This is a genomic window from Humitalea sp. 24SJ18S-53, from assembly GCF_050632385.1.
Taxonomy (GTDB): domain Bacteria; phylum Pseudomonadota; class Alphaproteobacteria; order Acetobacterales; family Acetobacteraceae; genus Humitalea.
This window is the reverse complement of the sequence record NZ_CP192599.1, coordinates 5,640,821-5,666,207: the sequence shown is the minus strand read 5'-3', so window position 1 is coordinate 5,666,207 and position 25,387 is coordinate 5,640,821. Positions and strand designations below refer to the sequence as shown.

24 protein-coding genes are annotated in these 25,387 nt (G+C 70.7%); 14 read left to right on the top strand and 10 right to left on the bottom strand.

All coding sequences use genetic code 11. The features are described 5' to 3' along the window. Nucleotides 1–65: 65 nt before the first annotated feature. The gene (locus ACQW02_RS27145) at nt 66–437 is read left to right on the top strand and encodes a hypothetical protein (RefSeq protein ID WP_431283031.1); all 372 of its coding nucleotides are present in this window, start codon (nt 66–68) and stop codon (nt 435–437) included. Between the two features lie 59 nt (nt 438–496). On the opposite strand, the gene ACQW02_RS27140 is transcribed toward ACQW02_RS27145, so the two are convergent. Continuing rightward, on the bottom strand, nt 497–1,381 hold the full coding sequence (locus ACQW02_RS27140; RefSeq protein ID WP_431283030.1) for a LysR family transcriptional regulator: 885 nt from the start codon (nt 1,379–1,381) through the stop codon (nt 497–499). A gap of 97 nt (nt 1,382–1,478) precedes the next feature. Between ACQW02_RS27140 and bla the strand changes: the two genes are divergently transcribed. The 3 genes from bla to metW all read left to right on the top strand — a co-directional run bounded on the left by bla (nt 1,479) and on the right by metW (nt 3,567). After that, the gene (gene bla / locus ACQW02_RS27135; RefSeq protein WP_431283029.1) at nt 1,479–2,363 is read left to right on the top strand and encodes a class A beta-lactamase; all 885 of its coding nucleotides are present in this window, start codon (nt 1,479–1,481) and stop codon (nt 2,361–2,363) included. A gap of 185 nt (nt 2,364–2,548) precedes the next feature. After that, a complete protein-coding gene (locus tag ACQW02_RS27130) occupies nt 2,549–2,920 on the top strand; it encodes a cupin domain-containing protein (RefSeq protein WP_431283028.1) in 372 nt (123 codons plus the stop codon). Nucleotides 2,921–2,967: 47 nt separating this feature from the next. Further along, the gene (gene metW / locus ACQW02_RS27125) at nt 2,968–3,567 is read left to right on the top strand and encodes a methionine biosynthesis protein MetW (RefSeq protein ID WP_431285981.1); all 600 of its coding nucleotides are present in this window, start codon (nt 2,968–2,970) and stop codon (nt 3,565–3,567) included. 21 nt (nt 3,568–3,588) lie between these two features. On the opposite strand, the gene ACQW02_RS27120 is transcribed toward metW, so the two are convergent. The 3 genes from ACQW02_RS27120 to ACQW02_RS27110 all read right to left on the bottom strand — a co-directional run bounded on the left by ACQW02_RS27120 (nt 3,589) and on the right by ACQW02_RS27110 (nt 5,993). Then, entirely contained in the window at nt 3,589–3,777 is a 189-nt protein-coding gene (locus tag ACQW02_RS27120) for a soj family protein (protein ID WP_431283027.1), read from the bottom strand. A gap of 66 nt (nt 3,778–3,843) precedes the next feature. After that, entirely contained in the window at nt 3,844–4,467 is a 624-nt protein-coding gene (locus ACQW02_RS27115; RefSeq protein WP_431283026.1) for a DUF882 domain-containing protein, read from the bottom strand. A 5-nt stretch (nt 4,468–4,472) separates the two neighbouring features. Further along, nucleotides 4,473–5,993, bottom strand: a complete 1,521-nt coding sequence (locus ACQW02_RS27110; protein ID WP_431283025.1) for a L,D-transpeptidase family protein — start codon at nt 5,991–5,993, stop codon at nt 4,473–4,475. Nucleotides 5,994–6,113: 120 nt separating this feature from the next. Here ACQW02_RS27110 and ACQW02_RS27105 point away from each other — a divergent pair, with 120 nt between their 5' ends. Then, complete coding sequence (locus ACQW02_RS27105) at nt 6,114–7,451, top strand: aspartate aminotransferase family protein (RefSeq protein WP_431283024.1); 1,338 nt, start codon at nt 6,114–6,116, stop codon at nt 7,449–7,451. A 13-nt stretch (nt 7,452–7,464) separates the two neighbouring features. On the opposite strand, the gene ACQW02_RS27100 is transcribed toward ACQW02_RS27105, so the two are convergent. After that, the gene (locus ACQW02_RS27100) at nt 7,465–8,745 is read right to left on the bottom strand and encodes a glycoside hydrolase family 71/99-like protein (RefSeq protein WP_431283023.1); all 1,281 of its coding nucleotides are present in this window, start codon (nt 8,743–8,745) and stop codon (nt 7,465–7,467) included. A 200-nt stretch (nt 8,746–8,945) separates the two neighbouring features. Between ACQW02_RS27100 and ACQW02_RS27095 the strand changes: the two genes are divergently transcribed. From ACQW02_RS27095 to ACQW02_RS27075, 5 genes are all read left to right on the top strand, one after another. Then, on the top strand, nt 8,946–10,451 hold the full coding sequence (locus tag ACQW02_RS27095; RefSeq protein WP_431283022.1) for an ATP-binding protein: 1,506 nt from the start codon (nt 8,946–8,948) through the stop codon (nt 10,449–10,451). A gap of 150 nt (nt 10,452–10,601) precedes the next feature. After that, nucleotides 10,602–11,651: a recombinase RecA gene (recA, locus tag ACQW02_RS27090; RefSeq protein WP_431285980.1), complete on the top strand. Its 1,050-nt coding sequence runs from the start codon at nt 10,602–10,604 to the stop codon at nt 11,649–11,651. 59 nt (nt 11,652–11,710) lie between these two features. Then, nucleotides 11,711–11,911, top strand: coding sequence for a hypothetical protein (locus ACQW02_RS27085; RefSeq protein ID WP_431283021.1), 201 nt, complete (start codon nt 11,711–11,713; stop codon nt 11,909–11,911). Between the two features lie 67 nt (nt 11,912–11,978). Further along, the gene (gene alaS, locus ACQW02_RS27080; RefSeq protein WP_431283020.1) at nt 11,979–14,624 is read left to right on the top strand and encodes an alanine--tRNA ligase; all 2,646 of its coding nucleotides are present in this window, start codon (nt 11,979–11,981) and stop codon (nt 14,622–14,624) included. A gap of 135 nt (nt 14,625–14,759) precedes the next feature. Further along, complete coding sequence (locus ACQW02_RS27075; RefSeq protein ID WP_431283019.1) at nt 14,760–15,509, top strand: HugZ family protein; 750 nt, start codon at nt 14,760–14,762, stop codon at nt 15,507–15,509. 113 nt (nt 15,510–15,622) lie between these two features. Here ACQW02_RS27075 and ACQW02_RS27070 read toward each other — a convergent pair whose 3' ends face one another. Then, entirely contained in the window at nt 15,623–16,459 is an 837-nt protein-coding gene (locus tag ACQW02_RS27070; RefSeq protein WP_431283018.1) for a M15 family metallopeptidase, read from the bottom strand. 88 nt (nt 16,460–16,547) lie between these two features. After that, entirely contained in the window at nt 16,548–17,516 is a 969-nt protein-coding gene (locus ACQW02_RS27065; RefSeq protein WP_431283017.1) for a Bug family tripartite tricarboxylate transporter substrate binding protein, read from the bottom strand. 72 nt (nt 17,517–17,588) lie between these two features. Between ACQW02_RS27065 and ACQW02_RS27060 the strand changes: the two genes are divergently transcribed. From ACQW02_RS27060 to ACQW02_RS27045, 4 genes are all read left to right on the top strand, one after another. Next, the gene (locus ACQW02_RS27060) at nt 17,589–18,581 is read left to right on the top strand and encodes an ABC transporter substrate-binding protein (protein WP_431283016.1); all 993 of its coding nucleotides are present in this window, start codon (nt 17,589–17,591) and stop codon (nt 18,579–18,581) included. 9 nt (nt 18,582–18,590) lie between these two features. Continuing rightward, the gene (locus ACQW02_RS27055) at nt 18,591–20,012 is read left to right on the top strand and encodes a YcjX family protein (protein WP_431283015.1); all 1,422 of its coding nucleotides are present in this window, start codon (nt 18,591–18,593) and stop codon (nt 20,010–20,012) included. Continuing rightward, complete coding sequence (locus ACQW02_RS27050; RefSeq protein ID WP_431283014.1) at nt 20,009–21,127, top strand: DUF697 domain-containing protein; 1,119 nt, start codon at nt 20,009–20,011, stop codon at nt 21,125–21,127. The genes ACQW02_RS27055 and ACQW02_RS27050 overlap by 4 nt, the downstream gene beginning before the upstream one ends. 73 nt (nt 21,128–21,200) lie before the next feature. Beyond that, nucleotides 21,201–22,145, top strand: coding sequence for a Bug family tripartite tricarboxylate transporter substrate binding protein (locus ACQW02_RS27045; RefSeq protein WP_431283013.1), 945 nt, complete (start codon nt 21,201–21,203; stop codon nt 22,143–22,145). Nucleotides 22,146–22,240: 95 nt separating this feature from the next. On the opposite strand, the gene ACQW02_RS27040 is transcribed toward ACQW02_RS27045, so the two are convergent. From ACQW02_RS27040 to ACQW02_RS27030, 3 genes are read right to left on the bottom strand one after another with little or no spacing between them, the layout of a single operon-like run. Then, the gene (locus ACQW02_RS27040) at nt 22,241–24,472 is read right to left on the bottom strand and encodes a molybdopterin cofactor-binding domain-containing protein (RefSeq protein ID WP_431283012.1); all 2,232 of its coding nucleotides are present in this window, start codon (nt 24,470–24,472) and stop codon (nt 22,241–22,243) included. A gap of 7 nt (nt 24,473–24,479) precedes the next feature. After that, a complete protein-coding gene (locus tag ACQW02_RS27035; RefSeq protein ID WP_431283011.1) occupies nt 24,480–24,929 on the bottom strand; it encodes a (2Fe-2S)-binding protein in 450 nt (149 codons plus the stop codon). 25 nt (nt 24,930–24,954) lie between these two features. Then, a complete protein-coding gene (locus ACQW02_RS27030; RefSeq protein ID WP_431283010.1) occupies nt 24,955–25,335 on the bottom strand; it encodes a DUF4345 family protein in 381 nt (126 codons plus the stop codon). Nucleotides 25,336–25,387: the final 52 nt, after the last annotated feature.

Below are 25,387 nucleotides of genomic sequence, written 5' to 3'. Positions count from 1 at the left end.
CGTAAGGTCGTCACGGGGAGGGTTCGCGCATGTCCGGATGGGGCAAGGGACCGCCGAAGTCGGTCATGACGGCGCCGACTGCCGAGCAGGTGCTCCAGCAGAAACTGAACGCCCAGGCGCAGGCGCTCAACGCCCGCGCGCAACAACTCTGCGACGCGATCGAGGCCTGCACGCAGCAGGTCGGCGGCACCTCGGCCAATTATCCCGGCGATGCGCTGCACACCGTCGCGGGGACCTGGAGCGTGGAGGAGGAGACCTTGGCGTCGAACCTCTGGCTGGCCTTCCACTATGCCAACCTGCAAGCGCTGGCCCCGCATGTCCTGCCCCCGGTCCTGAAATACAACGCCCCCCACGCGGGCAAGTACGTGGCCGATTTCATCCGCAGGAAAGGCGGGACTGCGACGGGGCGCCATATCATCCATGTCGTCATGAAGTGACGCGGTCGTGGGTGCGCGTGGCCTGCCCGCGCCGGATCGGCTTCCGGATAGGTTGCGCGTCAGCCATCCTCCGTGGCGATCCGCGCCAGCAGCCAGCCCCGCAGCGCGGCAAGGGCCGCCGTTTCGGGCCGCGAATGCAGCCGCGCCAGCCAGTAGGCACCCAGCGTGACCTCCGCGGCAAAGGGCCGCACCAGCCGCCCCTCGCGCAGGGCGGTCTCGAACATGCGGGCCGGCAATAGGCCGACGCCAGTCCCCTGCATCGCCGCCTCCGCCATCGCCAGCGAGGAATCGAACACGAAGCCACGGATGTTCGGCGCCTCAAGCCCGGCCGCCGCGAACCATTGATCCCATTCATCGACACGATAGGACCGCAGCAGCGTCTCCCGCAGCAGGTCGGACGGCTGCCGCAGCCGCGCGGCGACCTGCGGCGCGCAGAGCGGGCAGAGCGGCGCCGCCAGCAGCCGCGTCGCCTCCGTCCCATGCCAGGCGCCGTCACCGAAGCGGATCGCCGCATCCAGCCCCTCGCCAGCAAGGTCCACGCGATTGTTGTTGGTCATCAGCCGCAGGTCGATATGCGGATGCGCGGTGCGAAATGCCGCCAGGCGCGGCAGCAGCCAGCCGGTGACGAAGGTACCGACGGCGCCGATCGTCAGCACATCCCGCAGGCGCCCGCCCTGGAAACGGTTCAGCGTGCTGCCGATGCTGCGGAACGCGTCGGTCAGGACGGGCAGCAGGGCCTCGCCTTCCTCCGTCAGGGCCAGGCCGCGTGGCAGCCGGCGGAACAGCCGGACACCCAAGATTTCCTCAAGCGCCTTCACCTGGTGGCTGACCGCGGCCTGGGTCACGCGCAACTCCAGCCCCGCCCGGGTGAAGCTGAGATGGCGGGCAGCGGCCTCGAACGCACGCAGGGCATTGAGGGGTAGCGGCGGCAGGGTCATCGGCATGCCATTAGATTTTCTAGGGACAATGGCAAGGATTGATCGTTTGCGGCCAGCCCGTCCGCCAGCCAGTTTGCGCCCGGCAGACACAAGGGGCAGGGACATGATCGACCGGCGGCACTGGATGATGGGCCTAGGCCTCGCCACCCTCACGGCGGGTCGCGCCCGGGCGGCGGAAGGGCTGGACGGGATCCCGGCGCGCATCGCGCGGATCGAGGCCGAGTTCGGTGGCCGCCTCGGCGTCGCGGTGCTCGACACCGCCACGGGCCGCGTCGCCGGCCATCGCCTGGGCGAAGGCTTCCCGATGTGCAGCACCTTCAAGGCGCCGCTCACCGCCGCGGTCCTCGCCCGCGTGGATGCTGGCGACGAACGCCTCGACCGTCGCATCCCTATCGCGCAGGCGGACATCATCACCTGGTCGCCGGTGACCGAAACGCGGATCGGCGCGGCGGGGATGACCATCGCCGAACTCTGCGACGCCACCATGACGCAGAGCGACAATGCCGCGGCGAACCTGCTCCTCGCGACGGTCGGCGGGCCGGCGGGCTATACGGCCTGGCTGCGCCGCACGGGGGATGACGTCACCCGGCTGGACCGCACCGAACCCACGCTGAACCAGGCGCTGCCCGGCGATCCGCGCGACACCACCACCCCGGCCGCCATGGCGGCGACCCTGCGGCGCCTCGCGCTGGGGGACATCCTCTCGGCATCCAGCCGCGCGCGGTTCGTCGCCTGGCTGCGCGGCAACCGCACCGGCGATGCCCGTCTGCGCGCCGGCCTGCCCACCGGCTGGCAGGTGGGGGACCGCACCGGCACCGGCGCCCGCAATACCAGCAACGTCATCGGCGTGATGTGGCCGCCCAATGACCGGCCGCCGCTGGTGGTGGCAGCCTTCCTCACCGAAGGCGCGCGAGAGGGCGCGCGGCGCGATGCGGCACTCGCCGCGGTCGGTGCCGCCGTCACCGGGATGCCACGGCGTGGTGCGTGATGACCACGGGCGCGGGGCGAAGACCTGACTCTCGTGTGACAGCAAAAGGCTGGACCCTGGCGCGCGCGCGGACACGAACGCATCCGATCCCAGTGGCCCTTGCGAGACATGCGACGCCGGTTGGCGACGGCGACTTGCCAAGGGCCATCCCCGCGCCATAACTCGGCTTCCGGTGGAGACAGGCCATGGCCCAAGCAGACAACTTCTTCCAGTTGGCGGACGAGACGCAGGGCATTCCCCGCGAACTTGGCCCGGGCGTCACCACCCGCGTCTTCCCCGGCGACCAGGCGATGCTGTCCATCGTGACCCTGGAACCCCATGCCGCCGGCGCCATCCACAGCCACCCGGAGGAACAATGGGGCGTGATGCTGGAGGGCAGCGGCATCCGCACCCAGGGCGGTGAGGAGATTCCCGTGAAGAAGGGCGACTTCTGGCGCTCCCCCGGCGATGTGCCGCATGGGCTGCGCGCGGGGCCGGAGGGGTGCCGCGTGCTCGACGTCTTCGCCCCGCCGCGCGCCGCCTATCGCGTCGCGGGCAAGGGCTTTGCCACCGGCTGATCGCGATGCCCGAAGACATGTCCAGCATCCGCTTCGTCGCGAAGAACATGCGGCTCGACCTGCGGCTCATCGCCGAGATGATCCCGGCGAATGCGCGCGTGCTCGACATCGGCTGCGGCGACGGTGCGCTGATCGACTACCTGCAACGCGAAAAGGGCGCCGATGCCCGCGGCATCGAGATCGACATGGCCGAGGCGACGCGCGCCGTGTCGCATGGCCTGGCGGTGATCCATGGGGATGCCGACCAGGACCTGGCCTTCTACCCCGACCAGGCCTTCGACTACGTCGTGCTGTCGCGCACGCTCCAGGCGGTGGAACGCCCGCGTGAGGTGCTGCGCCAGATGCTGCGCATCGGCCGGCACGCCATCGTATCCTTCCCGAACTTCGGCCATTGGCTGCTGCGCTGGCAGATGCTGGTGCGGGGGCGCATGCCGATGACCGGCACCTGGAACCGCGCATGGCACGAAACGCCGAACATACACCCCTGCACGATCCAGGATTTCTTCGATCTCTGCGCGCTGGATGGCTATGTCGTGGAACGCTGGCTGGCGGTGGACGACCGCGGGCTCAAGGCGCCTTGGAAGCGCAGCGTGCGCCTGGCCAATCTGTTTGGCGAACAGGCGCTGTTCCAGTTGCGGCGCGGATAGCGGCGCGCCGCTACGGCAGGATCAGGCCGCCATTTTCCGCTGTTCCAGCGTATCGGCCAGGGTCAGCGCGGCCTCGGCGATCAACCCGGCGGCTTCCTCGGCGCCGAGGTCGAGGCAGGCCATCTCCACATGCGACAGCAACCGCAGCAGGCTGCCGACGTCGCGGCGGGCTTCCTCGGCCCAGAGGACGGCGGCGATCGGCGTGTTCATGGCGTTCAATCCGGTAGAAGGCGCCGGCTTTAGCATCCCACCGGCCGAGACGCCACAAACGATTGCTCACCAGCGCCGGGACGGCCCGCAATCCAGGTGGATGAAGCCATCGCGCCGGTACAGCCCGACGCCGCCCAACTGCATTTCACCGGCCAACCGCGCCATGCCGAGCGGGTTATGCCCCGGCAGCCGGCAATCGGCGGCCATGCCCGACATGTGCAAGGACACGCGGGACACGCGGCGCGACTCGCGCGCCCGGGCAGCGTTGCGCTCCGGCGCGCGATAGGCGCTGATGACGTCGAAGGCCTCCGACGCGCCCATGCGGGTGGCGACGGTGAACAGCACGTCGAACAGGCGCGGGTCCATCACCTCGACCTCATCGGTGCTGACGTCGCGCATCAGCCAGTTCAGCCGGGCCAATTCGTCGCCGATGTAGCGGTCGTCGCGGAAATAGGTCGCCTCGACCGTTTCCTGGCTATGGGTGCGGCGGATGCGCACGGTGCGGCGGCCTGGCGGCACCAGGTCGGCCAGGGCGGCTTGCGCCGGGCGGGGCACGGCGGCGCAGGCCATCAGCGCCAATCCGCCGACCAGGGCGCCACGCCGGCCCAGATCGGGGCTGGGGGCGATCACCTCGCCATCCGTCGCGGTGCAGCAGGGGCAGGGGCTGTGGGGGCGGCGACCGAACCACATCGCGGTCAGATCCGCGCCGCCATCCGGGGACCCGGCGCGGCAAGCAAGGCCGCGTAGCGCTGGTCCAGCCCGTAGATGTCGGGCCGGATCCGCACGCGCCCCTCCTCGACCATCACGGTCTGGTAGAAGAGCCGCACCGGGATCGTGCGGCGCACGCTGACGGAGGAGGTGACGCGGCTTTCGACCGCGCGGAGCGCCCGGTCGCGGTCCCAGCCCGGCGTCCCTTCCAGCGTGACGGCCAGCAGGTCCATCGGCCGTTCCAGCCGGATGCAGCCCGAGGAAAAGGCGCGGTCCGGGCGGCGGAACAAATGCCGGTCCGGCGTGTCGTGCATGAAGATGTCGTCGCGGTTCGGCATGGTGAACTTGATCCGCCCCAGGGCGCTGGTATCGCCCGCATCCTGGCGGACGATATAGGGGAAGCGGTCGCCGTTCACCCGCGCCCATTCGACCGTTGTCGGATCGACCTCGACCATCTGGCCGTCGATGGACTGGTAGAAGCGGTAGCCGCGGCCCTGCACCGCGACGGGATCGCGCCGCAGGCGGGGCAGCAGGTCTTCCTTGGCATTGCGGGCCGGCACGCCCCAGGGCGGGTTGAACTGCAACGACGTCAGGGTCACGCGCAGCATCGGGGTCGCGCGATCCGGGCGGCCGACGATGACGCCCATTTCCAGGTTGACGTGCCCGGCCTCGATCAATTGCAGGCGGAAATCGGGGATATTCACCTCGATCCGGCGTTCCGGCCCCGGCAGGGCGGCGGCGCGGCGGGTATCGAGGGCGGCCAAAAGCTGGTTCACCCGCCAATCCGCCGGACGGTTCAGCGCCGTCTGGCTGATGCGGCCGACGCGGCCATCGACCTCATAGCCCACGGCCTGCTGCCAGCGCCGCACGGCGGCGAGCAGGTTGGGGCCATAGGTCGCGCCTTCGTCCCGGCTCGCGGCCAGTTCGCGGTCCTCGGCGGCCAGGCGGGCGCGCAGGGCGGGGATGCGCACCGGGTCCGTGCTGCCGGGTTCGATCGTGGTGACGCCGGACGGGATCACCGCCCAGCCGCCCTGCGCGACCACGGCGCGGGCTTCGGCCAGGGCCGCGCGCAAGGGGGCGGCGCCGGGGGTGGCCAGCGACGCACGCTCGATCACCTCGGCCGGTTCGGCCGCGGTGGCGAGCTGCTGCATCCAGGGGGTCAGCGAGACGAGGTTGGTTTCGCGCACCAGATCGACACGTCCGGCCGGCATGGTGCGGACGCGGCCATGCAACAGGTCGGTGGTCGCGGCGACCGCGGCGCGGAAAATCGCGGGCTGGGCGGTGGCCGGATCGGATGCCGCCACAGCCTCCGACGGGATGTCGTAGGCGCGGGGGTCGAGCCCGTCGCCCTCCAGCGCGCGCAGCCTGGTGGCCAGGCGCAGCATGGCCTCTGGCGAGGCGGCCGGCTGGACGGGCGCAGCCTGCACTGGCGTTCCCTGGGCGAAGCCCAGGCGGGGGGTCAGGCTGGGGGCGGCTGCCAGCAGCAGCAGGGCATCACGACGTCGCATAAGGTAATTGTCTAGCGGCACCAGCCGCCCGAGGCCAGCACGCAAACACCCGGCTGACACAGGCTTGACCGGCGGAGCATGCCGCGCAGACCATCACACCCCCCGCCCGGAAGACGCCCCATGGACCAGCCTGTCGCCGCCCGCCGCAACAGCGACCTTTCGACCTTGCTCGAAACGGTTCTGTTGGAGGCCCGCGAAACCTATGTCGCCGCGCGCCCCGCCTCGGCCGCGTTGCATCAACGGGCGCGGGCCGTGCTGCCCGGCGGCAATACCCGCAGCGTCTTGTTCTGGACGCCTTTTCCCACCGCGATGGCCGGCGGTTCGGGCTGCATGCTGCGGGATGTGGATGGGCATGAATACCTGGATTTGTGCGGCGAATACTCGGCCGGGCTGTTCGGCCATTCGCATCCGGCCATCCTGGCGGCGGTGCGGGGGGCGCTGGATGGCGGGCTGAACCTGACCGGGGTGGGGGCGAATGAGGTCGCGCTGGCGGCCCTGCTCTGCGCCCGCTTCCCGGCGATGGAACGGGTCCGCTTCACCAACAGCGGCACCGAGGCCAACCTCATGGCGCTGACCGCCGCCCGCGCCAGGACCGGGCGGGCGGGGGTGCTGGCCTTTCGCGGCGGCTATCATGGCGGGGTGCTGACCTTTCCGGTGGGCGCGCCGGTGCAGCCGGTGAACCTGCCGCTGCCGGTCACATTGGCGGATTACAACGACGGGCCGGCGGCGGCGGCGTTGCTGGCGGCCGGTGACATCGGGGCCGTGATCGTCGAACCCATGCTGGGCGCCGGTGGCTGCATCCCCGCCACGCCCGAATTCCTGGGGGCGCTGCGCGCGGCCTGCGACGGCAGCGGGGCGGTGCTGATCTTCGACGAGGTGATGACCAGCCGCCACGCGGCTGGCGGGTTGCAGGCGCGGCTGGGCGTCACGCCCGACCTGATGACCCTGGGCAAATACGTCGCCGGCGGCATGTCCTTCGGCGCCTTCGGGGGCCGGGCAGACATCATGGACCAGTTCGACGGCCACCGCCCTGGATCGCTGCCGCATGCCGGCACCTTCAACAACAACGTCCTCAGCATGGCCGCCGGCCTGGTCGCGATGGGCGAGGTGTTTTCGCCGGCCGCGGCCGAGGCCCTCTGGGCGCGTGGCGAGGTTTTACGCACGCGGCTGAACGACGCGGCGCGCGCGGCAGGGGTGGCGGTGACCGTGACCGGCGCGGGCAGCATGCTGACCCCAAACTTCCGCGACGGCCCGATCGACCGCCCGGCGCCGTCCGACCCGATCGAGGAACAGCGGCGGGAGTTGTTCTTCCTGGATATGCTGGCGGCAGGCATCTACATCGCCCGGCGCGGCATGGTCGCGCTGTCGCTGCCTGTGGGTGATGCGGAGATGGACCGCTTCGTCGCGGCTTTCGCGGCGTTTTGCCGGGACCGCGCGCCCCTGCTGCAAGCGGGGTAGGTACCGGCACCCGTCAAGGCAGCGCCAGCGGCAATCGATCCGGCCAGTCGCGCGTGCCGATGCGCCGGCTGATCTGCCCGGCGATGCGCAGGTACCAATCCGACGGCAGCCGGCAGCCATCGATGTCGAGCGGCACGAACACCGGGCTTTCCGGCAGGTCCCGCGCCGTGGGCGCAAGCTTGTAGATCGCGGTGCCTTCGTTCACCTCGTCGAACATCGCCGTGTAGACCATCGTCGCGCCCGAGCGCCCCAGCGCGCGTGCCTGGTCCCAATAGAAGGCGCCGCAACGCCGTGGGAAGGCGTTGCGCGGCGCCGTCCGGCCGTTCAGCGCCATCACATTGGCCCAGGAGAAGCCGGGAAAGATCACCGGCATCAGGTCCTGGCCGGTGCGGCGGGTGGCCTCCAGGTCCGGCAGCAGGCGGTCGATGCGGTTGGCGTCGATCGACCGGGCATCGCCGTAGCGGCCGACGGTCCAGGGGCTCAGCACCTCGAACGACCGGTAGATCGCGGCCCATTCGGCATCGCCCTTGGCGTCGCGGTCCAGCGTGCGCCAATTGGTCGGCACGCCGCCGACCAGCGTGACCGGCCCCGCATCGCGCACCGCCGCCAGCAGCGCCCGGGCGGCGGCCGGGTCGCCCGGCCGGTCGCGGAAACCCAGGCCCCAGATCATCAGCACCGGCCGCCCGCGATGCCGCTGGTAGGCCGGGCTGTCGGTCAGCCCCCGCCCGCGCAACGCGCGCCAATCGGCGGCCAGCATCGGCAACTGGTCATCCCGCAGCCCGGAAATGTCGTAGGCGACGAAGAAGCCGCGATGATGCGCCTCCGCCCCCCGCCGGATGTTGTCCAGCACGGTGTCGAAGCGGGCCTGCACGGCGGGCACCGTCAGCCCGATGACGAAGCGCTGGGCGGCGGCGGTATGGATGCCGTATTCGGCCATCCAGGCGAAATGGCGATCCACCGTGGTGGCATTGCGGTTGCTGTACAGGCTGATCTCGCGCCCCGCCCGGTCGCGCCACCCAGACGGGCAGCGTTCGGCCGGGGTCAGTTCGCTGGTGTCGGGCAGCATGTCCACGACGACGCGCGGCGGCGCGTCGCGTGAGGTGTGGAACCAATGCGCCCAACTGTCGTGGGGGGAGCCCTGGGCTGGCGGCCGGTCGCCGGGGCAGACGAACCAGCCCTGGTAGCCGACGATGTGCTGGCCGGTCAGCGTGGCGGTATCGGTCGGCGGCGATGCGCCCTGGGCAGGCGCGATGGCGAACAAGGCCAGCAGCAGGACGGCAAGACCACGCGGCATGGGGCAGGCTCCGGGGCAGGGCGGCGCAGCGTAAAGCATTTTCAGGCCAGGTGACCTGGCGACCCGGAAAATGCGCCAGAACAATGCGCTGGACCATTTGACGTGAGCCCTGGCGAAGGGAAAATCGCCCGGCGCGGTGCGCCGCTTTGGGCTTCGCCGGAGGCAGTGCACCATGCCGCGCGACCGATTCGGGACGATGGATGCCGCCAGGGGCCGGGCGCGATGCGGGGGAACCGGGCGGGTGGGCGCTGCTGGCGGCGCTTGATCTGCCGATGGCGGTGCTCGACCTGGGGGGCGTGCTGCTGCGCGGCAATCCGGCGCTGCGGCGCCTGGCCGGCCCGGCGCGTGGCCTGGCCGAGGGCCGGCCCCTTGCGGCCGTCCTGGACGCGCCATCGCGGCCGTTGCTGGACCAGTGCCTGGCCGAGGTCGCGCGCGGCGGGCAGCCCGCCCCGTTCGACGCCGCCCTGACGGTGATTCCCGGGCAGGTGGCGCCGCGGTTGCGCCTGCATCCGCTGTCCCTGGCGCCCGCGAAAATCCTGTTGCGGGTCGAGGATATCAGCGCCGAGGCGCAGGCCCAGGCCGCCGCCGAGGCCGAGGTGCGCTTTGCCGTCATCGGCCGCGTCGCCGGCGGCATCGCGCATGATTTCAACAACCTGCTGGCGGTGATCGGCGGCGCCGCGGCGGATGCCCTGGCCGCCCCGACCGACGCCGCCATCACCGAGGACCTGCGCGCCATCGCCGCCGCCGCCGATCGCGGGGCCAGGCTGGTCCGGTCGCTTCTGGGTGCCGCGCGCCAGCAGGTGCTGCTGCCGCGCCCGATCGCATTGGGCGCCGTGCTGACCGAGGCCGCCCCGCTGCTGCGGCGCCTGCTCGGGCCAGCCGGCGCACTCGACCTGGTGCTGGCGACCGAGGCGCGGCCCGTGCTGATCGACCCGGCGCAACTGGACCAAGTGTTGCTGAACCTGGCCGCCAATGCCCGCGACGCGATGCCGGACGGCGGCCGCCTGCGGATCCTGCTGGACGAAGCATTGCTGGTACGGCCGACCGTCATCGGCGCGACCACCATCCCGCCCGGGCGCTGGGTGACCCTGACCTTCCAGGACAGCGGCCCCGGCATCGCACCGGAGGTTTTGGCCCGGGTGCTGGAACCCTTCGTCACCACGCGCCGGGCCCAGGGCGGCACCGGGCTGGGGTTGGCGACGGTCAATGGCATCGTGCTGCAATCGGGCGGCCATCTGGCGGTCGAAAGCCCGCCCGGCGAGGGGGCGCGATTCACCCTGTTCCTGCCGCGGGCCGGGCAGCGCGAGGCCGCGCCGCCCCCCGCCCCCGCGCCCGCCCAAAGCGCGCCGCTGCTGCTGGTCGAGGATGAGGCCCCCCTGCGCCGCCTGTCGGAACGCACCCTGGCCCGCGCCGGCCACGCGGTCGTGGCGGCCGAGGATGCGGAGGCCGCCCTGGACCTGGTCGAGCAGGGGCTGCGCCCGGGGCTGGTCGTGTCGGACGTGTCGCTGCCGGGGATGGACGGGCTGGCGCTGGTCCGGGCGCTGCGCCAGCAGGTGCCGGGCCTGCCGGCGCTGCTGGTGTCGGGCTATGCGGCCGCCGCCCTGGGGGTCGACCTGCGGGCGGAGGGGATCGGCTTCCTGGCCAAGCCCTTTTCACCGCCGGAACTGCTGACCGCTTGCCAAAAAGCCGCGCATGGAACAATATGAGAACAGATGGTTAATGCGGCGTATAAGGTTGTGTCATGCTTCCCATCTACGCGCGGCACCGGCATATTCTCACGACTTCGTGAACAACACGCGACGCCGGTCTCCCCGGCTTCACCCATAGGTTGAGGGCAGGACATGGCAGCACCGGGCTTGGAGAAGAACAAGGCACTCGACGCGGCGTTGAGCCAGATCGAGCGGTCCTTCGGCAAGGGCTCCATCATGCGGATGGGCGCCAAGCGGGCGGATACGGAGGTGGAGGTGATCTCCTCCGGCTCGCTGGGCCTCGATATCGCGCTCGGGATCGGTGGCTTCCCCAAGGGGCGGATCATCGAGATCTACGGCCCGGAATCCTCGGGCAAGACCACGCTCGCCCTGCATGCCATCGCCGAGGCCCAGAAGAAGGGCGGCACCTGCGCCTTCATCGACGCGGAACACGCGCTCGACCCCGGCTATGCCCGCAAGCTGGGCGTGAACATCGATGACCTGCTGATCAGCCAGCCGGATGCCGGCGAACAGGCGCTGGAAATCTGCGACACCCTGGTCCGTTCCGGTGCCATCGACGTGGTCGTGGTCGACAGCGTCGCGGCCCTGGTGCCGCGGGCCGAATTGGAAGGCGAGATGGGCGACGTCCATGTCGGGCTGCACGCCCGGCTGATGTCCCAGGCGCTGCGCAAGCTGGCCGGCACGGTCGCGCGGTCCAACACGCTGCTGATCTTCCTGAACCAGATCCGCCTGAAGATCGGCGTGATGTTCGGCAACCCCGAAACCACCACCGGCGGCAATGCGCTGAAGTTCTATGCCTCCATCCGCCTGGAAATCCGCCGGATCGGCGCGATCAAGGATCGTGAAACCGTCACCGGCAACCAGACCCGCGTAAAAGTCGCCAAGAACAAGATGGCGCCGCCGTTCCGCCAGGTGGAATTCGACATCATGTTTGGCGAAGGCGTGTCCAAGGTCGGCGAATTGCTGGACCTGGGCGTGAAGGCCGGGGTGATCGAAAAATCCGGCGCCTGGTTCAGCTGTGACAGCCAGCGCATCGGCCAGGGGCGTGAGAACGCCAAGCAGTTCCTGCGCGACAATGTCGCCATGGCGGAAAGCGTGGAAAAGCGCATCCGCGCCCAGTCGGGCACGGTCGCCAGCGCCATGATGACGGGCGAGAACACCGCCGACCCCGAACAGGACACCCCCCCGCCCGAATAACCCCAGGCAACCAAAGACACCGCATCGGCGTTACCCCCTGATCGCAGGAGGTCACGCCGATGCCCAATATGCCGCCCCCCGTCGCCCGCCCCCTACCCTATATGGTCGGGCCAGCGCCCCGCCCGGCCAATGACCTCGGCCGCCCGGATGAACGCAAGGAAGGCGGCCCCGACTTCGGCCGCGCCGCCAAGCAGGCGGAACATGCCGAAAAGGCCAGGCGCGATGCCGCCGCGCCCCCGCCGGACGCACCCAAGCCCTGACCTGCCCTTCACGCTAGCCCCGGCCCGCGCTACCTGACACCTTTCCGCAATGGGGCCAGGCCGGCGCATGACCAGCAGCAACGATATCCGCGCGACCTTCCTCGGCTATTTCGCGCGCCATGGGCATGAGGTCGTGGACAGCAGCCCGCTGGTGCCGCGCAACGACCCGACGTTGATGTTCGCGAACTCCGGCATGGTCCAGTTCAAGAACACGTTCACGGGCGCGGAAAGCCGTCCGTACAAGACCGCCACGACGGCCCAGAAATGCGTTCGCGCGGGCGGCAAGCACAATGACCTGGACAATGTCGGCTATACCGCGCGGCATCATACCTTCTTCGAGATGCTGGGTAATTTCTCCTTCGGCGACTACTTCAAGCCGGTGGCGATTGAACACGCCTGGAATCTGCTGACCAAGGATTTTGCACTGGACAAGGACAAGCTCCTGGTCACGGTCTATTCCGAAGACGAGGACGCCGCCGCGCTGTGGCGCAAGATCGCCGGCCTGCCCGACAGCCGCATCATCCGCATCCCGACCGACGATAATTTCTGGCGCATGGGCAATACCGGCCCCTGCGGCCCCTGTTCCGAGATCTTCTACGACCACGGCGACAGCATCCCGGGCGGGCCGCCAGGCAGCCCCGACCAGGATGGCGACCGCTTCATCGAAATCTGGAACCTGGTGTTCATGCAGTTCCTTGAGGAACCGCAGGGCACCCGCAACCCGCTGCCGCGCCCGTCGATCGACACCGGCATGGGGCTGGAACGGTTTGCCGCGATCCTGCAGGGCAAGCACGACAACTACGACACCGACACGCTGCGCGCGATCATCCTGGCCTCGGCCGAGGCGACCGGGCAGGACCCTGACGGTCCCTTCCGCACCAGCCACCGCGTCGTCGCCGACCATCTGCGCGCCGGCGCCTTCCTGATCGCCGATGGCGTGATGCCGTCGAACGAAGGCCGCGGCTACGTCCTGCGCCGCATCCTGCGCCGCGCGATGCGGCATGCGCATATGATGGGGGCGGCGGAACCGCTGCTCTATCGCATCTACCCCGCCCTGGAACGCCAGATGGGCGCCGCCTACGGCGAGTTGATCCGCGCACACGCCCTGATCATCGAGACGCTGAAGCTGGAGGAAACCCGCTTCCGCACCCTGCTCGATCGCGGACTGGGGCTGCTGGCGGAAGAAACCGCGCGATTGGGCGCCGGGCAGACGCTGCCGGGCGATGTCGCCTTCAAGCTCTACGACACCTTCGGCTTCCCGCTGGACCTGACGCAGGACGCGTTGCGCGCCGAAGGGCGCGCGGTGGATGTCGCCGGGTTCGAAACCGCCATGGCCGACCAGAAGAAGCGCGCCCGCGCCGCCTGGTCCGGGTCGGGCGAAGCCGCGACGGAAACCGTCTGGTTCGACATCAAGGAACGGGTCGGGACCAGCGAATTTTTGGGCTATGACACGGAAACCGCCGAGGGCGAGATCGTGGCGGTCGTCGCCGATGGCTCCGAAGTCTCCGGCGCCGGCGCCGGGCGCAATGTCGCGGTCGTGCTGAACCAGACGCCCTTCTATGCCGAATCCGGCGGCCAGGTTGGCGATTCCGGCGTCATCACCGGCCCCGAGGGCCTGAAGATCATCATCCGCGACACGCAGAAGAAGGCCGGCGTCTTCCTGCATTTGGGCACGGTCGAATCCGGCCTCGCCGCCCCCGGCCAGGCCGTGGTCGCGACGGTCGATCACGCAAGGCGCGGCGCGATCCAGGCGCATCACTCGGCCACCCATTTGTTGCACGAGGCACTGCGCCGCCGCCTGGGCGACCACGTCGCCCAGAAGGGCAGCCTGAACGCGCCGGAACGCCTGCGCTTCGACGTCAGCCAGCCCACCCCGATGACCCCGGCCGACCTGGTGTGGGTGGAGGCCGAGGTGAACGCCCGCGTCCGCGAAAACGCCGCCGTCACCACCCGGCTGATGACGCCGGAAGACGCGGTGAAGGCCGGCGCCCGCGCCCTGTTCGGCGAAAAATACGGCGAGGAAGTCCGCGTCGTCGGCATGGGCTTCGACGCCGCCTCGACCGACACGCACGGCGTCTATTCGCTGGAACTCTGCGGCGGCACGCATGTCGCGCGCACCGGTGAGATCGGACTGTTCAAGATCGTCTCCGAAGGCGCCGTCGCCGCCGGCATTCGCCGGGTCGAAGCCGTCACCGGGGCCACCGCCCTGGCCCTGGTCGAACAGAACGAACGCCGCCTGGTCGAAGCCGCGAGCGCGCTGAAGGTCTCGCCCGCCGACCTGCCGGCCCGCGTCACCGCCCTGGTCGAGGACAAGCGGCGGCTGGAGCGCGAGGTCGCCGACCTGCGCAAGAAACTCGCGACCGGCGGCGGCCAGGCGGCGAATGAGGTGATCGGCGGGCTGCGCGTGGCGCTGCGCGCCGTGGAAGACGTGCCGCCGAAGGACCTCAAGCCCATCGCGGAAGCGATCCTGGCCGATGGCGAGACGGATGTGGTCGCCCTGGTATCGACCACCGATGGCAAGGCCAGCGTCATCGTCATGGTCGGCGCGGTCGCCAAGGGTCGCGCCGATGCGGTGGCGCTGGTGCGCGCCGCGGCGGCGGCCGTCGGCGGCAAGGGCGGCGGCGGACGGCCGGAGATGGCCCAGGCGGGCGGACCGGATGGGGCCAAGGCGGCCGAGGCGCTGGAGGCGGTGCGGCTCGCCCTGGCGGAGTAGCCTATCCTCCATCAACCATAGCGCCGCCCTGGTATCGAGCAAGCTGGGCGGGCGCGGGCCGCCCCTGACGATATCGCGCTGCCCGGCGCGCGCCGTACCGGCCTATCACCTGTTCCCGACACCCGGGAGCAGCCGATGACCCAGTCCGCCATCACCCCGCGCCGCCCCCTGCCGCCCGCCGAGGGCGCGGACCCCGCGACCTCCCCCGCCTTCGGCCGTGCCGTGCTGCGTGCGGCGCGCTCGGCGGCGCTGGCGACCTTGGATGCCGGCAGCGGCTTTCCCTTTGCCTCCATCGTGAACATCGCCACCGATGCGGATGGTGCGCCCCTGATGCTGCTGTCCACCGTGGCACTGCACACGCGCAACATCATGGCGGATCCGCGGGTGTCGCTGATGCTGACGCCGTTGACGGCCGACGCGGCGCCACGGATGGGTGCCGCCGGGGGCGGGCGGCTGACCGTCACCGGGCGGGCGCTGCGGCAGCCGGACCCCAATGCCCTGCGCCGCTTCCTGGCCTGCCAACCAAAAATGACCCTGCCCAGCACCTTGCCGAGTTTCGAGCTTTGGCGCGTCGAACCGGCGGCGGCGGATCTGCTCGGCGGGCCGGGGCTGCTGGCGGCACTCGGGGCGAAGGATCTTCTGACCGACCTCACGGGCGCCGAGGCGCTGGTCGCGGGCGAGGCTGCGCTGCTGCGTGACCTCAACACCGCCCATGCCGCAAGGCTGCGCGCGATGGCCGAGGCGAAGGGTGGCGAGGCGGGGCCCTGGCGCGCCACGGGCCTGGACCCGGACGGGGTTGACCTGCGCCTGGGCGGCCAAGCCCTGCGCCTGGCGCTACCCAACCGGGTCACAACGGCAGCGGGGTTCCTCGCCGCCCTGGGGTGAGGGGGGCGGCTAAAGCGTGATGGCCGTAGGCGCGAATGCGCCGCAGGGCTGAATCACGCGACAAAACAACAAGCTAGACCGCGATGCGTGAGCGAATGCGAACGCATCGCGGTCTAAAGCCGCGCCGCCTGGAAATGCATCCAGTCGAAGTCGCGCACCCGGCCCAGGCTGACCAGCCCCTCCGATTCCACGATCCGCCAGAAATCATCATAGTCGGGGCGGGCGAATGTCGCCTTGGCCTTGGTCATCTGCAGGGCGTTGTTCTCGGGGTCCAGGTCGATCGCGATGCCCCAGCTATGCATCGACATCTGCGTGCCCCCGCGCATCTTCCGCACGTTCAGGCAGCCGCCAAAGAGATCGAGCCGCAGCTCACGGATGCGGTCCTCGCCATAGGTTTTCAGGGTCTGCTCGAACACCCGCAGGAAGGCATCATGCACCTTGGCATGGCAGGAGAAGCGGCGGACCCGCTGGCTGGGGTCCCATGACAGCCGCATGACATAGGGCAGGGTCAGCAGCACCTGGTTGGTGCCGACCGGGCCGTAGAAGGACTCGCACTCGGCCTGTCGCGGCCAGATCGTGGCCTTGCCGGTCGCGGGGATGGGCTTGGCCGGCGTCTCGTCGCGTTCCGGGATGATGATCGGTTTGCCGGTCGCCAACAGGTTTTGGTAGGAATCCCGGGCAAAGCGCGTGGCCGGCCCAATCAGTCCGTCGATCTCGCCGACCGCGATGCCGGCATCGCGCATGATCGCCTGTTCCATCGCCAGTTTGCGGCGCGGATCGGTCCAGCCCTGCCAGCCAGGCGCCAGGCGGCCGGAGGTGGCCTCCTGCGCGAACATGGCATCCATGGCCTGTTTGGTCGCGGGGTTCAGTGTCCCATCAACCTCGCCGCCGTAAAAACCCTTGGCCTTCAGCGCTGTCTGAAAACCAGCGATGTCGAGTTCACTCGCCATGTGCCGCCTCCCCGCCAAGAGAACCCAAACGGACCCGAGACGAAGGCTAGGACCGGCTGGCCGCCCGGTTCAAGCAAAGACGTCGCCGCTATTGCGGTTCGATCCGCGCGGCCCTGACCAGCCGCGCCGCCTCCACCCGCCCCGCGGCGATGAAATCGGCAAAGGCTTCCGGCGTGCTGCCGACCGGTTCCGCACCCAGGGCCGCCATGCGCTCCTTCACCGCCTGTTCGCCCAGCACCTGCGCCACCGCCGCCTGCATCCGCGCGATGATGGCGGGCGGCGTGCCGGTGGGGGCGAACATCCCGGTCCATTCATCCAGCACCGCGCCGGGAAATCCCTGTTCGGCCATGGTCGGCACGCCGGGGGCCAGGTCGGTGCGGGTGCCGCTGGCCACCGCCAGGACCCGGGCCAGCGGGGTGGCGCCCTGGATCAGCGGATTGGCCGATGGCAGGGTCAGCATCGCCGCGTCCAGCGTCTTGTTGGCGACGTCCCGCGCCGCATCGGCGCCGCCGCGATAGAAACTGTCGGTGAAGACGACCCGCGCCTCGGCCGCCAGAAGCGCCACGGCTAGGTGGGATGCCGTCGCCATCCCCGCATTGCCGACCGACACGGCATTGTCCCGCACCCGCGCCATCGCGATCAACTGGGCCAGGTTCGCCGCCGGCAGATCGGTCCGCACCACCAGCACCAGCGGCAGGCGGGACACCTGCGTCACCGGCACGAAGGCGCGCGCGTAGTCGAAGGCCAGGTTCCGCAGCACAAAGGGGTTCACGACATTGACGATGGTGTCGAGCAGGAAGGTCGTGCCATCCGGCCGCGCCTGCGCCACCGCCGCCCCACCGATCGACCCGCCGGCGCCGGAGCGGTTTTCCACCACCACCGGCTGGCCCAGCACCGCCGACAAACGATCCGCCACGGCCCGCGCCGAACTGTCGGTCGCCCCGCCCGGGGCGAAGCCGACCACGATGCGCAGCGGCCGGTCCGGCCAGGCGCCTTGGGCCCGCGCCACGGCCGGCGCCGCCATCGCGGCCGCCGCGAATGCACGCCGTCCGATCATGCGTTCCCCCTGCCGGCCTTTGCGGCCATTGTTTTGTTTCGTCGTGCATATGCGTGCGGCGCGGGAGAGCGAATGTCCAGACTGAGCCTGTCCATCGCCGTCGGCGACTACGACCGCACCCGCGGCATCCTGGACGGCACCGTGCCGATCGAGGGCTGCGACACCATCGCCATGCCCTTCGCGCCGGAGGAGATGTTCTTCCGCAGCCTGCGGCACCAGGCGTTCGACGTGTCGGAACTCTCCTTCTCCTCCACGCTGGTGCAGATCTCGCGCGGGGTATCGGATTACGTGGCGATCCCGGCCTTCGTCAGCCGGTCGTTCCGCCACAACGGCATCTATGTGCGGCGCGACGGCCCGATCAAACGGCCCGAGGACCTGCGCGGCAAGCGCTTTGGCGTGCCGGAATACCAGGTCACCGCGGCGGTCTGGGTGCGCCAGATGCTGGCGGTGGACCACGGCGTGAACCCGGAGGACGTGGACTGGGTGACCGGCGGTGTCGAGGATGCGGGCCGGCGCGAAAAGCTGAAGATCGACCTCGGCCCCACCATCCGCATCGGCCCCGCGCCGGAGGGTCGCGCCCTGGGCGAGATGCTGGTCGCCGGCGAGATCGACGCGCTGACCTGCCCGCGCCCGCCCTTGTGCTTCGCCGACCCCACGGCCGGGATCGTGCGCCTGTTCCCCGAACCCGCCGCCGCGGCCGCGGCCTATTTCGGCCGCCACCGGGTCTTCCCGATCATGCATCTGGTCGGCATCCGCAAAGCCCTGGCCACACAACATCCCTGGCTGCCGCAAAGCGTGTTCAAGGCGTTCGAGGAAGCCCGGCGCCGCGCCGTCGCGCGGCTGGACGACACCAATGCGCTGGCGGTGTCCCTGCCCTTCCTGGTCGAGGAAGCGCAGCGCACGCGCGACCTGATGGGACCGGTCCCCTGGTCCTATGGCGTCGAAGCCAACCTGGCGACCATCGAGACCCTGCTGGACCACCACCACCGCCAGGGGCTGTCGGCACGGCGCTTGACGGTGGAGGAGGTCTTCCACCCCTCGACCTTCGAAGCCTTCAAGGTGTAGCCCCAGGGCATGTTGGACAGGCTTGGCGGCGGCATCAGGGCCTGGCGGGGCACGCGCACGGTGACCATCGCCGTGGCGGGGCTGGCGCGATCGGGCAAGACGGCGCTGATCACCAGCGTCATCGCGAATCTGCAGGCGACGGGGCAAAGCGCCACGGCCGCCAAATGGCTGCGCGGGCTGGATGTGGTGGATGGCGGCCGGCTGCGCTCTGCCGAAATCCCCGCGACCTTCCGCCCCAGCCACGGCCGCATGTTCCCCTTCCACGACATGCTGGCCGCCCTGACCGCGAACATGCCGCACTGGCCGTCGCGCACGGCCAATGTCTACGAAGCCGCGGTGGACCTGCATTTCTGGCCCGGCCGGGCACCGCCGCGCGGCGATGCGCGCACCGCCCGGCTGCGGCTCGTCTTCATGGATTACCCGGGCGAGTGGCTGGTGGATGTGCCGTTGCTGGACCAGGGGTTTGCCGAATGGTCCACCGCCGCGCTCCGCCGGCTCGAACGCGGGCCATGGGCCGGGATATCCGCCCCCTTCCGCGCCTTGCTGGCCGGCACCGACTGGACGGGGCCGGATAATGACGAGGTCGCGCGCAAGGCCGCGCGCGCCTGGCAGGCGGTGCTGCTGGCCGCGCGTGACGACGGGCTGAAATGGCTGCAACCGGGCCAGTTCGTGCGCAAGCGCGACCAGGCGGAAGAAACCGCGGCCCCCGCACTCGACGAAACCGCCTTGTGGTTCTGCCCCTTGCCGGCGGCGGCGATCGAGGCGGCGAAAAAGGGCTCGCTGGCCGCCGGCATGGCCGGACGCTACGCCGCCTACCAAAGGAATGTGGCGGTGTTCTTCAAGGACACGCTGGGCGATGCCAGCCGGCATGTCCTACTGGTGGATGTGCTGGAGGCGCTGGCCGAGGGCGAGGCGCCCTTCTACGAGACCGCCGAAATCCTCTCCGCCGTCTATCGCACCTTCACCGGCCGGCGGTCGGTGTTCCAGCGCTGGTTTGGCCGCGCGGGCTTCGACAAGGTGCTGTTGCTGGCGACCAAGGCCGATACCGTGCCGCCCAACCAGCGGGCCGCGCTGAAATCCCTGCTGGCCGAGATGTGCGCCCGGCGCGTGGCCGGCGCCGCCTCCATCGGCCCACCAGCGACCGGCTACGTCGCTGCGATCCGCGCGACGGAGGAGGTGGAGGTGGTGACCGACACGGGCGACCGCGTGCTGGCGGTGCAGGGCTTCTGCGGCGACGCTGGCCGGCAGCGCCGGGTCAGCCTGTTCGACATCCCCGAATCCATGCCGACCTCCGCCGACTTCGCCCGCCGGACCGGGCTGCGGCCGCCCAGCTTCGTCCCGCCCCGGATCGAGAGCGAGGGCCGCCACGGCATCCCCAATACCCGCCTGGGCCAGGTGCTCGACGACCTGGTCGGAGACCTCTTGGCATGAGCAACGGGCAGCCGCCGCGCGTGCGGATCGAGGATGTGGCGCCGACGCTGGCGCCGCTCGGCCCGGCGCCGAGGGTCGTGATCGACACGCTCGACGGAACATCGCTCGCCCAGCCGGAACCCACGCGACCGGACCCCGTGGCGCCGCCGGCGCCCCGGCGTGGTTGGCTGGGCTGGTGCCTGGGCGCCGGGATCTTGGGCATCGCGCTGGTCGGCACGGTGGATTGGGCGCTTGGCTTGCTGGACCGCCTGCCGATCCTGGGCGTGCCCGCCGCGCTGGCCGTGTCGGCGCTTCTGCTCGGCGTCGCCGGGTTGGTGGTGCGGGAGGTGCGCGCCCTGCGCCGGCTGCGCGATGTCGAGGACCTGCGCGCCGCATGGCAGGGCGCCGACGGCACCCGCCTGCGCCATCTGATCCTGCGCATCGGCACCGAACTCGGCGCGCCGGCGGCGGCACGCGCCGCCGCCGATGTGGTGGAGGATGCCGGCCCCGTCGCGGCACGCCGGCTGGTGTCGCGCGACATCCTGGCCCCACGCGACCGGCGCGTGGCCGAGGCGGTGGCGGCGGCGGCGCGGCAGGGGTTCGTGCTGGTCACGGCCAGCCCGTCGCCGGCGCTGGATTCCCTGCTGCTGTTGCTGCGCGCGCTGCGGCTGCTGCGGGACATCGCCATGCTCTACGGCTACCGCCCCGGGGCGTTGGCGTTGCGGTCGCTGGTGCTGTCGGCCGGGCGCGATGCGGGGGCGGTCGCCCTGGCCGATGCGCTGGCGCAGGCGGCGGCGCAATCGGCCTCCCGCTCCATCGCCGATGCGGGGGATGCGGCGGCGGCCGCGGGGGCGGCGGCGGGTGCCACGGGCGTGGGGGCGATCGTCGCGATCCCGCTGGCCGCCGCGGGTCTGACCCTGTCGGTGCTGGGGCGCACGGTGGCCACGACCGGGGGCGCGATTGGCGGTGGCGGGGCGGCGGCCTGGCGGCTGTATCGCTTCGGGCTGATGGCGCTGGTCGCGGCGCGGCCGCTGCCCTTCGACGGCGATGAACTCGCCGCCCTGAAGCAGCAGATGCGCGACGAAATACTGCGGCTGCGCGCGGCGGAGGCAACGCCACCGCAACCGCCCGGCTGACCCCGATACGGGCGATATCGCCCACGCGGATCATGGGTTAGCGTTCCCCCAAATGGGCGGAAGGGAACGGAACATGCGGACAAGAATCGCGACGGCGATCGGATTCATCCTGGCGCTGGCCACCGGGGCCGCGGCGCAGGAGGCGTTTCCCTCCCGCCCCATCACGCTGATCGTGGCCTACCCGCCCGGCGGCAATACCGACCTGATGGCGCGCGCGATCCAGCCCGCCTTGTCGCGCGCCCTTGGGCAGACGGTGGTCGTCGTGAATCGTGGCGGGGCGGCGGGCACCATCGGGACCGCCGAACTCGCCCGCGCCAGGCCGGATGGCTACACCATCGCGATTTCACCGAACAACCCGATCACGGCGCAGCCGCATGCGATCCCGCTGACCTATTCGCTCGACAGCTTTCGTTTCCTCTGCCTGGTCTATGACAATCCGCAGATCGTCATCCTGGGGCGCAACGCGCCGTTCCAGGATTTCCGCGGCATGATCGCGCATGGGCGTTCGGGGCGGGAAGTGCTGACCTATGGCGCGCCGGGCACCGCCAGCACGCAGCACATCCTGATGGCGGCCCTGCTGCGCCAGGCGGGGATCGAGGCGCTGATGGTCTCCTATACCGGCGCCGGGCCAATCAGCCAGGCGGCCCTGGGCGGGCAGATCCATGCCTTCATCGAGGCATCCTCCATCGCCGCCTCCACGGGGCTGACGCCGATCGCCGTGGTCGGGGCATCGCGGCTGCCGCATCTGCCGGAGGTGCCGACGACGACCGAACTCGGCTTCCCGGTGCAGGGCACATCCCATGGCGGGCTGATCGCGCCGGCAGGCATCCCGGAAGCGGCGGCCCAGGCGATCGAGCGGGCCTGCGAGACGGCGGTGGCCAGCGACGGATTCAGCACGACGGCGCAGCGCCTGGCCTCGATGCCGCGCTTCTTGCCGGGGGCGGCGTTCCGCGAACGCTTTGCGGCCGAGAGCGAGGCGAACCGCGTGTTGCTGGGTGAGCTGGGGCTGGCGCGCTGAGCGGGAGCGGCAGCTCTTTGAGAGGGACTTCGTCCCCCTCAAGCTCCCCCGACCAAGGGTCGGCGGGTCTTTGGAACCCGCGCGCGACCTCGATTCTAAGCCGCGCCCAGCCTCGCCTTCGATAGCGGCAGGCTGCGCAGCCGCTGCCCGGTCAGGGTGGCGACCGCATTCGCCACCGCCGGCGGCACGCCCGGCGTGCCGGGTTCGCCAACGCCACCGATCGGCGCACCGGATTCCACGATGCGCGCATGCACGTTCGGCATCCGGTCCCGCGCCAGGATCGGGTAGGTGTCGAAGTTGCGCTGCACCGGCGCGCCATTCTCGAACACCACCTCCTCCAGCAGGGCCGAGGACAGGCCGATGGTGGCGGCCGAGCGCACCTGCGCCTCGACCAATGCGGGGTTCACGATGCGGCCGGGGTCGATCGCGATCCACAGGTCATGCACCACGACTTCGCCGCGCCGGACCGAGACTTCGGCGATGGTCGCCGTCTCGCTGCCAAAGGGGCTGGCCATGGCGATGCCACGGGCACGCCGGCTGCCATCGGCGGCGACGAAGGCCGCGGGCTTCCAACCGCCCGACATCTCCACCACCGCATCCAGCAAGGCCAGGTGCCTGGGCGAATGGCCCAGCAAGTCGCGGCGCATCGCCAGCTTGTCCTGCCCCCCGGCATCGGCGCATTCGTCCAGGAAGGATTCGAAGAAATAATCATTCATCGAATGCCCGACGCTGCGCCAGAAGCCGATGGTGACGGGCATCGGCACCGGCACGTAGTCGATGCGCTTGTTGGCGATGCGATAGGGCTTGAAGGCAATGCCCTCGACCACCGAGGTATCCACCGGCGGGTTGCCCATGCGGGCGGTGCCGAAATGCATGCCCACGGGGCCTTCGCCCACCGCGCGGGCGCGCAGGGCGACGAGTTTACCGGCCGCATCCAGCCCCGCCTCGAACTGGGCATGGGCGAGGGGGCGGTAGGCGTCGCGGTTGAACTCCTCCTCTCGCGTCCAGGTCAGTTTCACGGGGCGTCCGGTCGCCTTGGCCAGGGCGATCGCCTGCGGGAAGGCATTGCCCGGCCCATAGGTGAAGTGCCGGCCGAAAAACCCGCCCAGCAGGGGCGAATGGATGCGGACCTGGGCGGGTTCCAGCCCCGCGGCCCGCGCGGCCAGGGCCTGGAACGCCTCCGGCGCCTGGTTCGGCACCCAAAGGTCCAGCGTTCCATCCGGATTGAACCGCGCCGTGGTGCTCATGGGCTCAAGCTGGGCATGGGCCAGGAAGGGCGCGTCATAATCGGCCTGGATGCGGCGGGCGGCACCGGCCAGGGCGGCGTCCACGTCGCCCACCTGCTCGGCCGGGTTGCCCGGGTTGCGCCCGGCGGCCTTCAACCGTTCCAGATGCCCGGCCGAGGAGAAATCGGCGGGCACGCGGCGGCCCTCAGCGGCTTCGGTCCAGGTGGCTTCCAAAGCCTCCGAGGCCTTGCGGGCGCGCCAGAAACTATCGGCAACGACGGCAAAACCGCCCGGCACCGGGTGGATCGAATGCACCCCGGGCATGGCCAGCACCGCCGGCCCGTTGGTCACCGCACCCGGCTGCATCCCGCCGCGCGGGGCATGGACCACGCTGGCCTGCAGCATGTCCGGCACCTTGGTGTCGATGGCATAGCGCGCCTGGCCGGTGGATTTGGCCGGCGTGTCCAGCCGCTTGGCCCGCGTGCCGATGACGCGAAAGCGCGACGGGTCCTTCAGCACCAGCCCGGTCGGCGGAGTCAGGGCGGCGGCGGCCTCGGCCAATTCGGCATAGGTCACGCGGCGCCCGGTCGGCGGATGCGCGACCACGCCGGTTTCGGTCAGCAGGCTGGACGGGTCCACGCCCCATTTATCGGCCGCCGCCTGCATCAGCATGGCCCGCGCCGTGGCGCCGACGGTCCGCATGGTCGTGTAGGACGTGCGGGTGGAAAACGACCCGCCGGTCAGCCGCCGGCCGCCCACCGTGGCGAATTCCGGCCCGGATGGCGGGGCGGCGGTCACCACGAATTTTTGCGGGTCGGCGTCCATGTCCTCGGCCACCAGCATGGCCATGCCCGTAAAGATGCCCTGGCCGCCTTCGATGAAGGGGGACAGCAGGTGGATCGCCCCGTCCGGCGTCAGGCGCAGGAAGGCCTGGACCTTGTGGCCATGCGTGGCCGCATGCGGCGGGGGCGCCGCCTGGGCGCGGGCGCGGGACGTCAGGCCAAAGGCCAGCAGCAGCCCGCCGGCGGCCAAAAGCCCGTCGCGGCGGGACACGTTCAGCACCGGCGCGTCGGGCGGGAGAAAATCGAAACCGTCCATCATCGCCCCCTCAGGCCGCCGCGGCGGCGCGGATCGCGCCGGCGATGTCGATGTAGGTGCCGCAGCGGCACAGGTTGGTCATCGCCTCGGTGATCTCGGCATCGGACGGCTTCGGGGTCTGCTTCAGCAGCGCGGTGGCCGCGACCACCTGGCCCGACTGGCAATAGCCGCATTGCGGCACATCGGCGGCGATCCAGGCGGCGGTCACCTTGGCGCCGACCGGGTCGGCGGCAATCGCCTCGATCGTGGTGACCTGCATGCCCACGACCGCTTCGACCGGAACGGAGCAGGACCGCATCGCCTGCCCATCGACCAGCACGGAACAGGCGCCGCATTGCGCGACGCCGCAGCCGTACTTGGTGCCGAGCAGGTCCAGATGGTCGCGCAGGGCCCAAAGCAGGGGCGTATCCGCCTCAATATCCAGCCGATGTGCGCGGCCGTTCACCGTGAGTTCGATCATGATGCAGGCCTCGATGAGATGGCCATCAAGGATGGGGGCGCGTCGCCGCCTTCGCAACCGTCCCGTGCAGCCGGTGCGACCAGGCCCATAGCGCTGGGGTCACGCCCAGTTCCATGACCAAAGCCAGCAGGTGCGGCAACGGCGGCACCCCGTGCAACAGCCCGCCCAGCCGCGCCAGCCCGCCGATGGCGACCAGGGCGCAGAGCGCGCCAAACACCGCCTGGCGCCGGTCCAGCGCCAGGGCGCACCACCAGACGCCCAGGCCGATGCCCAGCAGCAGCCCCGACAGGTAGCGCGCGTGACTGTCGGCGGCGGCCGGCAGGGACTGGCCCAAGAACCCGAAGCCGGTCAGCGCCCCCGCCAGCCCGGCCGAAACGGGGACCAGCCCGGCGAGGAGGATGGCCATGCGAAGATATCGATCCATGCCCCCGTTACGCGCGGCGGGGGGTGCTGGATGC